We start from the raw sequence: 16,137 nt of genomic DNA on the forward strand, positions 1-16,137 counted from the left end.
TTCTTTTTACAACGCTTTATTTTGTTGTAAAACTCCAAACTTGCCCTACACTAACACCTCCTTTATCATCTTTTACTACTACTTTAAAATAATACTTAGTTGATACAATTAAAGACGAAGCATTGTAACTAGTTCCTGATTGGTTCTCAGATACTTTTGTAATTGGGTTTGCGTTAGTGTCTAAATATACATCAAATATTAAAGAGTCTCCATCTATATCAGATGCTGACCAATTTAACGTTGTACTTGTTCCATCTATTTCAGAATCCAATGCAGGAGATATTAAACTTGGTGCAAATGGTAAATGATTTGAAATACCATCTCCCTCAGTAAGGAATTGACTAACGGTAGAATATGCACTTTCCTCTCCTTTACTATCTCTGGATTTTAGCCGCCAATAATACGATTTTCCTTTCTCTAAGCTAATAACTCTAGACGTTGACGAGCTTGAAACATCATATGCTAGCGAGGAGAAGTCACTTTGTTCGGATACTTCAACTCTATAAGTTATCGTATTTCCTTCGTTATCTGTAGAAGCATTCCATTCAAAAATTACGTTATTATCAATACACAACGTATTGCTTAATGGATATATTTGCTCAGGAATAGTGGGAGCAGTGTTAACAAGATTTGATTCATTATCATCATCTGCCCCTCCACTATTACATGACAAACAAACACTAGTAAGAAATACTAAATATAAATATGACTTTTTCATGCTATTTTTTTATTAATTTTATAAATACCGGTTTTTCTAAGTTCATTTTGGCAAAATAAATTCCATTGGGTTTATTTTCAATATTTAATTGCAACTTTCCAGCATTTAAGGTATACATTTTAACATCTATTAATTGAGAATGTATGTTATAAATAAAAATCTCTACTGTTTTTAAGTTATTTGGCATGTAAATCTCAAATAATCCGTTTGAAGGATTGGGATATGCCTTAATATTCTCAAGTAGATTTATTGTTTTTAAAATTTCTCCCTGACAAGCGTCCTTACTTTTTATTTGTAGTTCATCTCCATGGGTTACATCAATTGAAAATTTAGATTGATATGTTTCCATTATTTGTTTTCCATTTTTATAGATCGAGTAAGGCACTGCGCCAGATTCAACCGAAACTTGAGCAGATTTTTTAACAACTGCAATCTTAGCTGCTAAAGAAACACCAATTTCTATAGTAACTTGATAACACTGCTGGAACTCTTCCCCTTCTACAGTAATACATAAATCATAAACTCCAGGAGCCAAATCAGTAATCGTATAAGTATCAGTGAAATTATAATTAGTACCATTAATTGAAGCAATGTAATTGTAAGTTGCATTTGCATTTATAATAATAGAACCATTGCTCTTTCCTGTACAGGTCTCACCAATAGTTTCAATAGTAAAATTGTCAGCCGGTAGTTCTAAAGGTCCTGGTATAATTTCAAAAGCGGTAATAGATGCCGAAGCAGATTCCTGTCCAGCCAACATGTTAACCACATTAAGTCGGATTTTACGCGTAACAATAATGTCAAAATTAACAGTCTTTTCAGTGCCTATTTCGGAATCCGAAACAAGCTCTACCCACTGGTCATTATCCCAATATTCTAATGTCCAGTCTTTAATTCCTGAAGAAACTTCTTTTATGGTAATTCCTTTGACCGTTCTATTAATACCTAAATCTAACATTAACCATTCTCCGGTTCCTGCTCCATCGGATTCCCAAAATGTAGTATCGTCATCGTCATTTGCCAATTTAGCTTCAGTGTTTGTTTTAGAGGAGGACGCCGACATATATGTACCAAATAAACGTAACTGTAATTGTGCATCAAGTAATGAATTCGGATATACTTGCTGTCCATGCAACTCATCTAAACCTTCATTTTGAAATCTTATATTATTCTCTCCTGGACCAGGCTGAAAACCAACAAATAATGGATTGGGAAACGTATGGGTTCTTCGCTCAGTTGTATTAGATATAAACCAGAAATCGTAGAGCCTACTGGTAAAATTAGCATCATGCTTAAAATTCCAAAATGTTAAATAAGGACCACTATTTGGATAAGATAGCTCTGCACCACCATTACCTAGAAGCTTTCCACCCTGAATATTATCCAACAAATTGGCGTAAGGATGAGAGCCATGACAATCTATGGATTGATCAGGTTGCATGGGACAATTTATAAAAACTGAACTTGTGGTGCTCCAACGCATTCCTGGCCCATGATGCATTCCTTTTTTATTTGCATCAACCAAACCTTCATCTGCATTATCAAAACAATTTTCGAAAAGTACACCATAACTATATCTTGAGTAATAGCTAGTATGACCTCTTTTACCAGAAATATCAATATTTTTAACTGTTACTGCCATACTTCTATCAACAAAAATATCTTCATTCCAATCTTTAAAATGACAATTTCTAATCCATCCGTTTACAACATTTGTAAAAAACAAAGCTTGCCAAGCATAGTCTACAATATCATTAGCATGGTGTACAAAGTTTTCAGGATAATCTTTCCAACCACTTGTAAATAATATATCTTCTACTCCAACCTCTTCTATGGTTTGAAAAGTTTTTAGTACTGTAGTAGAAGAAACTGGCATATTTAGTTGAACAGGGTTCTTAAACGTAACTGTATTACCAGATATTTTAGTAATTATATGTTTTTCAAAAGGACGAATACCATCTCTGTTGATAGCAGTCCATCTTGTATTAGGTGTTAACCCGGGCATATTTGCCTCTAAATTATCTGTTGTTTTTTGAAACAAATCTACATATTGACCAACTGATAGATTAGCAGTACTTGCAACCTGAACTTCAAAATCTCCCTTTTTTATCTCTGCAGTTACCTGCGTGATGTCATTTGAATCTGTATTGGATGGTTTAAACATAAATCGGTAATGTGTAGAACCACTTCCAAACTTATTTTCATTAAATTTATCTGCATATATCTCTGTACCTCCAACGCCTGTACCTGCTCCTTTCAATACAATATTACTTCCACTAATAACTATGGGTTGCGTTTTTGTAGTTTCACTAGAAACGATATACTTTCCTGCTGGAAAAAACACAACTGTTGGTTGATTACTAGCCTCTGCCGCATCAATAGCAGATTGAATTCCTAAATCATCATAACCTGTATCATCTGGAATGGCTCCATAATCTGTTACACTTATCGTATTCCAACCAGATACATCTGGCAATTCTTTTTCAGAAAAGTGATAACCCGTATATGAAAAGTCGTTTAATGTTGCTTCTGCTAAATTTCCTGTTAGTTTTTTTTCTGCAAAGTCAACCCAAGAGGGTGCTTCTACATTTTGTGCATTTATGTAACCCGCAATTAGAGTTGCGAGATAAAATATTATTCTTTTGTTCATAGCGTTTCATTTTTTCTTTGACTTTTTTTAACAGATTGTTGCGTCTCTTGTATATAAATTTAAAACAAAATACTCTTTAAACATGAAACAGCCTGATACTCATAGCATCAAACCGTTTCAATAATTAAAAAAAAATTACTTTATGTTTTATCTTTTTATAATTTTTTTTGTGAAAGCAAATGCTTCTCCATAGAACTTAACGAGATATAATCCACTTGATAGTGAGTTTGTTTCTACATTTATTGATAATGAGTCTATAGTACTTTTGCTTATCATTAACTCTCCTAACACATTAAAAACTTCAATTTGGTTAACTTTCCCTTCTAACCCTTTGATTGTCATCTTATCTTGTATTGGGTTAGAGATAAAAACAGAACTTTTTTCTAAATCATTTGTACTCAATGGTGGAGATAACCTCTCTAAAATCCACTGTGTTCTTGTAAAATTACCACCTGAATAACCTATGGCATCAGTACTGTTGTTATAAACCAAATATCTAGTTGTACTGGTCAATGGGGTAAGTATATTGTATGCAGTTTCTCCGCCTGATCCAGTCGATCCTGAATCAACAACAGACCAAACATTAGGATTAGACGTGGAAGGTGATCCAGAATAAGCAACTACAGGAATTTCTGAGGTACTATTGGCTCTCAAAATACCATCATTGGTATGTATTACAATATTGTATTGGTCTGCTACCCCTGTGGAAACTAATGTAAATTTTGTAGCATCAGAAGCAGTCGAAGTTGCCCTTATAGCTTTAGAACCATCATGTGACAAATAAACAGTACCATTAGTAGTAAAATTGTTTCTTAGTCTGTACTCGCCAGCTCCAATAAATTGTGCATAAGTGCTAGTTGCTATACACAGAGTGATAACAAAAAATGTAATTTTTTTCATAAAATGTTAGATTTAGTTTATAAATGATTTGACTGTAAAGCTAAAGGAGAATCAGAGTAAAAATTTCCTGAAAATGTGTAAAAATTTCCTTTTTTAAAATTGCACACACAAATACAATGATTTGATTATCATTATTTTGTAATAAAAAAATAACTAAATAAAAAAAGATCTAAAATTCTGTAAAAGATTGAGCATAATCGCTTGGAGTTTTTCCAAACTTATTTTTAAAGATCTTTGCAAAGTATTTCTGATTTTTAAAACCAGCCTTACGGCTAACTTCATTTATATTCATTTTACCTTGCTCAAGAAGTTGAGCTGCATATTTTAGTCTTAAATGAACTATAAATTGTTTAGGTGTAAAATCTGTCCAAGCTTTTACCTTGATATATAAAACGGATTTACTAACACCTAACTCTTCACAAAAATAAGGAATATCAAAAGTATCGTTACCTAAGTTTTTCTCAACAATATTTAATGCCTTCTTATACAATTCCTCATCCATAGAGGACATTACCATATCTTCTGGTTTTAAGATCTCATTAGCATTTATTTTATCCTTTAGTCGTTGATTTGATGCCAGTATATTAGATATTCTTAATTTAAATTCTTTAAGATTAAAAGGTTTGCTTATATAGTCGTCAGCACCTGTTTCCAAGCCTTCTAGTTTATAAACCAAAGCAGAACGGGTGGTTAATAAAATTACTGGAATATGACTTGTTCTTATATCTTCTTTAATCATAGCACATAATTCAGTACCACTAGTTATAGGCATGACTACATCACTAATTATAAGATCTACCTGATGTTTTATGGCCATTTTATACCCTTCTTTTCCATTTCCAGCCTCAAAAACATTGTAATATGAGCTTAAAAGGTTGCGTATAAAAGTTCTCAGCTCCTTATTATCTTCTACAACAAGAATTGAAGCTTTATGTTGTGATGGGATCTCATTAAAGAAGTTTTCATCCAAATGAGATATATTTATAGCTTTAAGTTGACTTTGATAATAAGAAACATCCTCTCCTTGCTTAAAATCTTCAACAATTTCACTACTTTTTAAGTGGGTTTTGCCTTTTGGAAGTTCCAGAGTAAAGACAGTACCTGTGGTTTTAGTTTGTTCTGAAATATAAATTGTTCCTTTATGTAAATCTATTATGCTTTTTACTATCGAAAGCCCTATTCCAGTACCCTGATTATGCTCATTATTTAATTTATGCTTTGAAATTTCAAAAAAACGATCAAAAACTTTACTTCTAAATTGCGCAGGTATACCTATTCCAGTATCCTTTATTAAAATTAGTACAAGTTTCTCATGGTCTTCTATTTCAACACTTATTTCCCCTCCGTTGGGGGTATATTTAAATGCGTTTGAGATAAGGTTGTAAAATACGCGCTCTAACTTGGCATTATCAAAATATAAATCTATAACCTTTGCTGACGTAGAGAAATTATAAGTATGTTTTTTTTCTTTAGCATATTCTGAAAATGACAAATAAATCTCTTCCACAAAATTAACAATATCTCCTTTCGCAACTTCAAGTTTCATTACTCTATTTTCATACTTCCTGAAATCCATCAATCTATTAATAAGCTTTAACAATTGATTAGAGCTACTTTCTACTACTTTAAGTTTCTTAAACATTTTACTACTCCCTTGATAATCATCTAAAACTTGTTGTAAAGACCCTAAAATTAAAGTTAAAGGAGTTCTAAACTCATGAGATATATTGGTAAAAAACTCTAGTTTAGATTTATTTATCTCTTCAATCTGCTCTGTCTTAACATGCTCTAATTCTAGTTGATGTTTAAGTTTTGTTTTCGATTTTAAAGTATTATATAAATAGTATAATGTCCCAATAATTAAAAGACCATACAAACTATATGCCCACCATGTAGCCCATGGTGCCGGTTTTACTACGATGTTTAAAGTGGTTGGGATTTCATTTATTACTCCATCGCTATTTACACCCTTTACCTCAAATTTATAATTGCCCGATTTTTGTATGGTATATGACGCTACATTAGTAGAAGTTTCTACCCAATCATTTTCTAAGCCTTGCAACCTATACAAATAACTATTACTTGAAGAATTAATAAAGTTTGGCATTGCAAACATTAGGCTAAAATTACCTTGATTATATACCAATTCAATATCTCGTGTATAACTTAAAGCTGTCTCCAAGATATTTTGATCTTCATTAACATCAATGGAATTGTTTTTAATTTTAAAATCAGTAATGATAACCTGTGGTGCATAATTATTTTTTATTAAGTTTTTTTCATTAAAAAATGTTACACCAGATGGTCCTCCAAAATAGTAGGAGGTTCCGATTTTTAAATACGCATCCCGATTAAACTGATTACTAGGAAGCCCATCTTTTTTAGTATAGTGAGACACTATTTTCTTTTGAGTAAGATTAAATTTTATTAAGCCTTGTGTATAGGTACTTATCCAAACATGACCTAACTCAGCCTCAACTATACCTCGAATTGCATTTATTTCTTCATTATTTACTTTTAAATGAATAGGCTCAAATTGATTGTTTGCAAATTTAAAAAGTCCATCTTCCGCTGTACCAATCCATAATACATCATTTTGACTTTCATAAATTGATGTGATTTCAAATTTTATTTTTTGGTCCTTAGAATAAATATAATTGGTAACTATTCCGTCTGCTGAAATACAATTTAAACCTCGTAACGTTCCTACTAAAATATCTCCTTTCTTGCTAACATGAATAGTTTTTATATTTCCATTCGTAAGCGCAGAAGTCTTTGAATAACTACTAAAAACCCTATACGTATTTTGTCTTATATTATATTTTATTAAGCCTGAAACATTTGTTCCTATTAGCATATAATTACTATCATACTGTGATAAACTTAATACTCCAACATCTTTTAAAAGCGCTTTTAATTTCTCTGAAAAAGGTAACTCCTCAAATAACTTCGTTTTTAAATTATAAATAGCTACACCATTTTCAAATGTACCTATCCAAAGTTTGTCATCATTTGTTATACATAAAGATTTTATATTGTCACTTTTTAAGGCTATAGAGTTTTTTGTATTGATATGCTCTATGGAATTATTCTCTTTATTTAAAACAGAAATACCCCCACCTGCAGTACCAATAAATAACAGATTTTTATAATTAACTAAAGAACTTACTACCTTAAAACTAAGACCTGCTTTTGAATATTTTTGAGTAATATTGATGAAATTTTTATTAAAATCACTACAAATATTTACTCCTCCATAATAGGTACCTACCCATAAAACTCCAATATTATCTTTAAATAAGGTTTTTATAAAATTATCATTGATAGATTTTTCATCATTATCATCACTGTAGAGTACCATCAATTTGTTTCTATCACTGGATATTTGAAGTCCATTATAGGTAGCTAACCATAATTGTCCTAAATCATCAAAAAGTAGACTTCTAACATTCTTACTTTTTCCTTTTAATAAAGCCTTATCAAAATAAGGTTTTATACTATTTTTAGTTATTTCAAATTCTAATATACTTTCGTTTTTTGTAGCGATTAAAATATTACCATTATTACTTTCTACTATATCTTGAATATCTAAATCTTCTGTTCCTGCTACAGTGTAAAAATTGAATACGTTTCTTGTTTTATCATCTAAAATTAATAGCCCACTAGTAGTCCCAACAACAACTTTCCCTGATTTTGTTTCTAAAACTGAAGTAATATTTTTCTTTTCTAATACACTTTCAAATTCATCCTTTTGTACATTGTAAATTGAAATACCACTTGCTGAGCCTATCCATATTTCATCATTAGCCATTTCTTTGACTACTGAAATCATGTTACTTCCAATAAATGTGCGTTGCTTATTAACAAAATAAGCTTTAAACTCATTTTTTTTTGGATTATAGCGATTAAGTCCAAAAGACGTCCCTATCCAAATAAAACCATTTCTGTCTTCTTCAATACAAAGAATACTATTATTTGTAATTGAATTTGGATTACTTTTTTCATGTTTGAAAACTGTAAACTGCTCACCATCATATTTATTTAAACCGTCTCGAGTACCAATCCACATTTGACCAAGTTTATCTTGATGCATAGCTATTACAGAATTTTGAGACAAACCATTGGCATCTGTAATATGATTAAACTTATAAACATCATTTTGTGCTTCTCCAAAAGATATTAGGAATACAATAAACAAAAAGCTTATGTTATTAAATTTAATCACTTTCAAAATTCTTTATGTATCAAAACCAAAAACGGGAACATATCGTTCCCGTTTTACATTTTTAAAAATACATTTTTTTAGTCTAATTTTAAAATCTCACTTCCTGCCATCAAAAATGCTCCTGTTCCAAAGTTTTGCCAAGAATCAGCAGATGCTGGCTCTGGAAAAGCTCCAATGTTTTGTACCCAGCCTACACGACCATCTGCATGCTGACATTTTGCAATAGCATTCCACGCCTTTTTAACTGCGGGTGTATGTTTTTTATCCACCAAACCGTTATTAATTCCCCATGCTAAAGCAAAGGTATGGAACCCACTTCCGCTCACTTCTCCATGGTCATAAGATTCTGGACATAATAGACTTGTACGCCATAAACCATCTTCTGGTTGAATCGCTAACATTTTTTCTGCCATTTCTTTATAAAGTTTTTCGTAAAAAGGACGATGTTCATAATCTGTTGGCATATCATCCAAAATCAAAGCTAAACCTGCAATAACCCATCCGTTTCCTCTAGACCAAAATACTTTTTTACCGTTAGGCTCTTTAGTAGGGTTATCGTTACCTTCCCACACAAAACGCATATCTCTTGCGAACAACTGCTCCTCTTCATCATACAATTGATTGTAGGTTTGCATATAAAACTTATGCATATCATCCAGATACTTAGGTTGATTAGTATGCTTAGCATATAGGTTTAATACTGGAGGCGCCATAAATAGGGCATCGCACCACCACCATAAAATGGTTCTACCGTACTTGGTTTTATCTGTTCCAGCTTTCCAATTATCATCTTCGTATAAATGTGCATCTAAGAATTTTTTAGTAGGCTCTAAGTCTACAAAATCTCTTCTTTTCTCATTCCTATCAATATATATATAGCTATATGAGATAGCAACATCATCAGCGTGATGTAAACGTTTATAGGTTTGCCAATTGTTCCAATAGGCTTGATTTTTTAAGGCCGCCATGTACATCATATCTTTTGTAGTCTTATGTGCTCTGGCAACGCCTACATAATAGGCTCCTGCTGTCCAATCTGTCGGAGATAAAGCGAAAATTGGATGTACTTCTTGCCACTCTAAAGCTTTTATCATTGAAGCTTTTACTGCTTCCTTATTAATTGGTTGTGCTTCTGTTACTTTCTGAGCCGTTGAACAATTAAAGAGTAATACAGCCATGAAAAGTGTTAAAATTGTTTTATTCATTATATCTTATTTTTTTAGTTTGAATGTAGTTTCTAAATACTCTTGTGACGAGGTTCCTATCTTTACAGTATAATCGCCGGCTTCTAAAACCTTTTCCATAGTAATACCTGTAAATTCTAACATTTTAGGTGTTATTTTGAATGAAACTGTTTTACTCTCCCCTGCGGCTAACTCTATTTTTTCAAAACCTTTTAACTCCTTATCAGGTCTTGTAACGGAGCCTATTTCGTCTTTAATGTACATTTGTACAACTTCTTTGGCTTTCATGTTACCATTATTAGTAACTTTTACACTAGCTTCTAGCTCAGTTTCTGGTGTTATTTCTTCACTAGAGATTGTAATATCAGAATATTTAAAATCGCCATAGCTTAAACCATGTCCAAATGGATACAGTGGCCCTTGACCTAAAAATAAGTATTCTTTTTTATAATTAATCTCCTTCATACTGTAATGAAATGGTATTTGCCCGATAGATCGTGGTATGGTAACTGGCGATTTTCCTGACGGCGACACTTCTCCAAAAACAATTTTTGCCGTAGACTCATCTCCAAATTCACTTAAATCCCAAACATCTAAAATAGCATCAGCTTTTTCTGAGATGGTGTTAATTGATAGTGTTCTTCTATGTTTTAAAACTACTATTACTGGTTTTCCTAAAGCTTTAATTTTTTCAACTAACTCATCTTGTGGTCCTACAGGATCAATTGTTGCTCTGTCTCCTAAGGTGCTATTGCTAAAATATGCTTCTTTTGAAGTAAACTCATCCCCTCCTAAAAACAAAATAGACACGTCTGCAGATCTAGCTTTGTTTACTAAACTTGCTATCGCTTTTGGATCTCTATCTAAAAGTTTTGGAGCTCCTCCTTTTTGGTTTGTTAGTTGAAATCCTTTTTCTGCAATGAATTTAACATTAGACCCAGCTACAGACTCAAACATCGCTTTTGTATTGTCTTTTAGCAGTGGACCTAATAACGCTACCTTTAAAGTTTTATTTTTTGAAAGAGGTAAAGCCTTCTCTTCATTTTTCAATAAAATGATAGACTCTAAATCTGATTCTTTAGCAAGCTCTAAAGATGATTCTGCTCTCACGCCTTTTTTAACGTCTTCTATATCGATGTAAGGATTATCAAAAAGTCCGAGAATGAATTTTGTTCTAAGTACTCGTCTTACAGAGCGATCTATCAACTTCTCTAATTCTGGATTTTTCTTTACCATTTCTGGGAGATATGAATATGAGTCTTCAGCATATAAATCGATATCAATACCAGCTTCCAAGCCCATTTGTGCAGCAGCTTCAGGCGATTCTGCAACATTCATAAAATAAAATAAACGTGCTATATCATTAGAATCTGAAACTACATAACCTTCAAATCCCCACTGATCTCGAAGAACCCCTGTTAATAACTCTGGATTACCATGACTTGCCACACCGTTTAAGTCACCATGTGATGCCATAATCCCTAATGTTTTTGCTTCTTTTACAGCGGCTTCAAACGGTGGATAAATTTCATCTATTAAAGTTCTTTCTGATATTTCTATAGCTGCAAAGTTAGAACCTCCTAATACTTGTCCGTAACCTGCAAAGTGTTTCGCTACAGCACCAATGTGTGTACCGTTTCCTAAACCTTCATAATCTCCTTGCACACCTTTAACTGCACTAGTTACCATTTGGGTTGTTAAATATGTATCTTCTCCAAAAGCTTCACTCATACGTCCAAAACGTGGGTCGCGAACCACATCTGCTTCTGGTGAGTGGCACATATGCATCCCTCTTAAACGGGCCTCTCTACCTACAACATCCCATTGCCTTTGTACCAGTTCTGGATTAAACGACGCTGCTGATGTCATTGGGCGACCAAACTTAGTACAACCTTCAGCATCAACACCGTTATAAGATTCTGTAACAAATAATGCAGGAATACCCCAACGGTTATTTTCTATAATATACTTTTGAAGTTCATTATTTAGTTTTGCTGCAGCTACAGCATCTATATGCTCACCAGGGTTTTTAATCCCTGCGATACCTAGTTTTAATTTTTTTATTACCCTATCTGAAAGTTTTAAGTTGCCATTTGCATCGGGTTTAGTACCAATATTAGCATGAAAAATTCGCATTTGTGCTACTTTTTCTTCTAGTGATAACTTAGGAAGCAGTGCTTCAACACGTTCTTCAATTGATAAAGATGTATCTTTATAATCTTTTGAAACGGTTTCACTACAAGAAGTGACAACGATACTGATTAATAAACATAACGAAAATAATTTCTTCATTTTTGATTTTTTAGTTGTTGTTTAATTTTTGAATTGAAATCTATTTAATGTAAAAGATTTATTTTTTATTCCTTTGAATACAAAGCATATTGATTGTACGTCTTCTAATGTATTAATATCGAATTGCCTTTTTTGAAGTGTATAGATATCATTTTTAGGTATCTTACACGTTAATAACAGCTTGCCTTCTAGATTATTTTCTCTTATTTCTATTTCTGTGGTTTCCCAAGCGATAACTTCTAATTCTAAACTATTTTTGTCACTCAACCCCTTTACATTAGGATATATCGTATAACTAAGTTCTTTTTGAGGGGCTATAGAAAAACCACCAATAGTATTTTCAATTTTAGCTATGCCATTAGATTTAAAATAGTCTTCAGCCTCAATACTGCTATTAGCATTGTAATTTCCAACACCAACACCATCCACCCGTATAGTTTCCATTTCTCCATTATCCTTGTAATGTACATAACTTATAAAAGCATCTCTAAAATACCTATTTCCTGTTTGGCTGATATCACAATAGATATAATACCACTGGTTGTGCCACTCGAAAAATGATCCATGGCGCCCTTGTAAAAATCCATTTGGCCATGTAGGTGCTTCGTAGCCTTCTACAAAACTGTCTTCTTTTATAACTGTATCTTTATAATCGTAAGGCCCGTACAAATTGTCAGACATGGCATAAAAACAGCCCCAAGATAAATAATATTTACCATTGTATTTATGTACAAAAGGTTTATCATCTGTAGGCATTTTTTTGTTCTTACCATCAGTATTGTAAGGTCCTCTAACATTGGTTATATCAATCTTTTTTGGTAATTCAGCTAAACTTACCATATCATCATTTAGTTTAGCTATATAATACTCCCAAACCCCAAAAATAATATAATGCGATCCATTTTCTTCAAAAATGGCCATATCGTATTCATGTGTTGGGGTTAAATCTGAATTTAATAGTGGTTTATTTAAAGCATTTTTCCATGGGCCTACTGGCGTATTACCAACTACAACCCCCGTTTGTTCATTTCCTTCAGAAAAATACCAATAATACTTTCCGTTTTTATAAGCAGCATCAGTAGCCCAACACCTTGAATAAGACTTTCCTATGTATGTGTCTTTAGGGTTTAATACGCTTCGTTTTGTCCAATTAATTAGATCTGGAGAAGACCATACCCACCAATCTTCCATGATGAATTTATCGTTATCGATGGATTTATCATGAGACGCATAAACATAAGCAGTATCGTTGAAAATATGAATGTGTGGATCGTTTAACCCTTTGTTTGGTACTATTGGGTTTTGGGCATAAGTAGAGAGTATAAATCCAAGTAATATAGTTTTCAATATTAGTTTATTCATTTTCTAAAACAAGCTCACTTATTTACACTCTATTTCACTAAAGTTCGCATTTTTAGCTTGCTCTAATGACTTATCAGTTTTAAACAACACAAATTGATCTATACCATGAGATCTTGAACGTCCTGAAATTTCAACATCATAAGTTCCTGCCTTATCAAATGTAACAAATACATCAAAAAGATCATTATCATTTGTTGACGACCTCCAAAACCATTCGTTCAATCTATTCATATATACCTTTAGCCAACCATCTTTACTGGACCCTTGTGGATTGGGTGTTTTTCCAGAACCTTTAGGGTATACACGCTGTCCTGTAATTAATTTCTCTCCAAAAAAATTATCGCCTTGAATTCTTAACCAAGAATCGTTATGCTCTGTATTACTATTACCTGTAGTTATTCTAGAATTCCAAACAAATTGATATGTTCCTAGCGTACTAATTTTAACAGAAAACTTCATTACTCCTTGACCGGGACTATTAAAATTATCAGCTCCAGTCCATACCAAATATTCTGAACCCTTAAAGCCTGCTAAAGTTTTTGTTTCTGTCCATCCATTTGGAGTATCACTTGGGTTTTCAATATCTATACGAACAAGTCCATCTTTTTCTATAAATAATTTCCCATTAGGGCAAACATCTTTCTTCTCCTCTTCTTCGTCGTTTTCTTCTATTATTTCTTGTTCTATTTCATCTTGAGATTCATTTGAACAAGAATTTAACATAATCCCTGCGGATAATAAAGTAATACTAAAAAATATTAAACGCAGACGAATTAAGTTATTTTTCATAATATTTAAAAACAGTATTTTCTATTGCGTAATTTACAGTGATAAAGATAAAATTTGAAATTTGCAGACCCGTCCTGTACTATGCGGTAATTCATCAAGTTATAATAATCTTATTGTGCCTTAGAAAAAATCATCTTTCTAAAATCTATTTATATTGAATTATTATTAACCATAATAACCCAATCTTTATCGATTTCTGATGGAGGTAATCCCAGCTCAACTATTCCTGTTGCTTTTACTGAAGTAATAGAACCTTCTTGTAAATTTCCTCCCTTTCTTGGATTAAACCACTTTATAGAAAAAACTTTGCCCGTATTAGGTAAGTTCAATTTTATTTTACTTGCATCTGTTTCTGAATAAATTGTATAAATCTCATCTTCTTTAGCTAAACAATAGGCTATATCATTACTTACAATTACATCATCTCTAGGTTCCATTTCCCAGAAAGGAATATGTTTATTAAAAAACTGTAGTGCATATAGATTTTGATTCCAAAAAAGATCACGACTTCTAAAATCTTGACAGGTTAAATCTGAATTGGGGCTTGCATACCCAAAGTACCATTCCACACCAAAACCTCCAGCCATAAGTGTACCCCACATGGCTCTTCCTCTAGCATAATTATGCTCTGGATCTTCATCATCTGGTAATAAAGCAATATTAGCTTTTCCAGGTTCATCAACAGCCAAAGCCCATTTTTTACCAGTCGCATTAGATTTTTCCCGCCATTTTAAAACCCTACCATGAACATCGTTAAAATCTGGGTGTCTTAATTGTAAAGAAGCTCCTGTTAAGGGTGATTTATCTCCAATTAATTCTGCATATCTATCATCTTTATTTGGAAATGTGTGTATTACTAAATGACTATTGTATGCATCTAATTTTGACACATAATTTGCTACCTTTTTAACTTCTTCGATAGGTTGGTTATTTTCCTCTCCCAAATTCCAATTCATTACTAAATGATGGCCAAACCTTGCAATAAGTTCTCTGTAATACAATTTACCTTCTACTCCAAACACACCTTTATCCATAAGATGGTCGGTTTCGGTTTCATGGGTTTTAAAATGTAAAAACATTCCCTTGGTTTCTGCATATTCAAAAATGCGTTCCCATTGGTCTAGTTTTGAAACATCAAATCGTGTTTTGTAAAACATAGTTTCCCAAGCTTTTTTATTTTTCTTGGTACTTGCATAAGCCTCGTAATCTTCAATAGGTACTTTTAAAAGGTGTGGAAAAATATTCCTGTCGTCTCCATCTACATTAAATGTTAAAAACGAGAATACATTTAATCCTTCGTTAGCTAAATAGTTTATAGCGCCTAAAAGATTTTTACCTTTTGTTTTTTGCCATAAATAAGAAGTTGCGATTTCTTCAAAATCTTTTGCATGGGGATCCCATGTTTTTTGAAATCCTAGCGCATTTGTTGATACATCAAAATCTGTATATGCTAATAAATTTTCTGGTGCATCTACCCCTAGTTTTATGAAGTATTTTTGAGTTTCTGCAAATTTCAAATATGATTTACCTGTATATTGTAGTTTTCCTTTTGATCTATTATCAATTCCTACCTTATCAGAATCAGCAATTATAAAGCTTCCTTTTTGACCATCCATGAAGCCTGCACTTGAAGCATCTTTCACGTTATTAGAAACCGCAATACTATCTCCTTTTTTAAATGATACTGAATAAGTCCATTTACCTATGGTATCAGGTGTAAAACGTGCTTGCCAGATATTTCCTGAATCTGTACTTGTTTCTGCTGCATTACCATCGGCCGCATAGAATCCAGGGATTTCATAAGTTTTATTACCATTTTTAAAGGTTACATCTAAGCGATAATTTAAAAATGGATTTACTTGATTTAATTCACTCGTTTGTGGTCCCTCAAAATTGAGTACAATTCTATGCCACTTTTTAAGCTCACCTTCTACCCTTACTTCTTCATGTTTTTTACATGCATTTAATACAAAAAATATCGAAAAAAAAAGACAGAAGAATTTATTCATTGACTACT

The 16,137-nt window shown here is 32.4% G+C and carries 9 protein-coding genes; all 9 read right to left on the reverse strand.

Annotated features, from left to right (window positions below):
- Positions 1–16: 16 nt before the first annotated feature.
- Complete coding sequence (locus EYD46_RS16340) at positions 17–718, reverse strand: glycoside hydrolase family 78 protein (protein WP_130938244.1); 702 nt, start codon at positions 716–718, stop codon at positions 17–19.
- Between the two features lies 1 nt (position 719).
- On the reverse strand, positions 720–3,368 hold the full coding sequence (locus EYD46_RS16345) for a DUF4955 domain-containing protein (RefSeq protein WP_130938245.1): 2,649 nt from the start codon (positions 3,366–3,368) through the stop codon (positions 720–722).
- Positions 3,369–3,515: 147 nt separating this feature from the next.
- Positions 3,516–4,268 carry a T9SS type A sorting domain-containing protein gene (locus EYD46_RS16350; RefSeq protein ID WP_130938246.1) on the reverse strand — a complete coding sequence of 251 codons (753 nt, stop codon included), beginning with the start codon at positions 4,266–4,268 and terminating at the stop codon, positions 3,516–3,518.
- 169 nt (positions 4,269–4,437) lie between these two features.
- A complete protein-coding gene (locus EYD46_RS16355) occupies positions 4,438–8,493 on the reverse strand; it encodes a hybrid sensor histidine kinase/response regulator (protein ID WP_229731367.1) in 4,056 nt (1,351 codons plus the stop codon).
- Between the two features lie 77 nt (positions 8,494–8,570).
- Complete coding sequence (locus EYD46_RS16360; protein WP_130938247.1) at positions 8,571–9,698, reverse strand: glycoside hydrolase family 88/105 protein; 1,128 nt, start codon at positions 9,696–9,698, stop codon at positions 8,571–8,573.
- Positions 9,699–9,704: 6 nt separating this feature from the next.
- On the reverse strand, positions 9,705–11,969 hold the full coding sequence (locus tag EYD46_RS16365; RefSeq protein ID WP_130938248.1) for a glycoside hydrolase family 3 N-terminal domain-containing protein: 2,265 nt from the start codon (positions 11,967–11,969) through the stop codon (positions 9,705–9,707).
- A gap of 21 nt (positions 11,970–11,990) precedes the next feature.
- Positions 11,991–13,331, reverse strand: coding sequence for a family 43 glycosylhydrolase (locus EYD46_RS16370; RefSeq protein WP_130938249.1), 1,341 nt, complete (start codon positions 13,329–13,331; stop codon positions 11,991–11,993).
- An 18-nt stretch (positions 13,332–13,349) separates the two neighbouring features.
- Complete coding sequence (locus EYD46_RS16375; protein ID WP_130938250.1) at positions 13,350–14,120, reverse strand: hypothetical protein; 771 nt, start codon at positions 14,118–14,120, stop codon at positions 13,350–13,352.
- A gap of 149 nt (positions 14,121–14,269) precedes the next feature.
- A complete protein-coding gene (locus tag EYD46_RS16380) occupies positions 14,270–16,129 on the reverse strand; it encodes a DUF5060 domain-containing protein (protein ID WP_130938251.1) in 1,860 nt (619 codons plus the stop codon).
- Positions 16,130–16,137: the final 8 nt, after the last annotated feature.

The organism is Hyunsoonleella pacifica, assembly GCF_004310335.1.
In the GTDB taxonomy this organism is placed as follows: domain Bacteria; phylum Bacteroidota; class Bacteroidia; order Flavobacteriales; family Flavobacteriaceae; genus Jejuia; species Jejuia pacifica.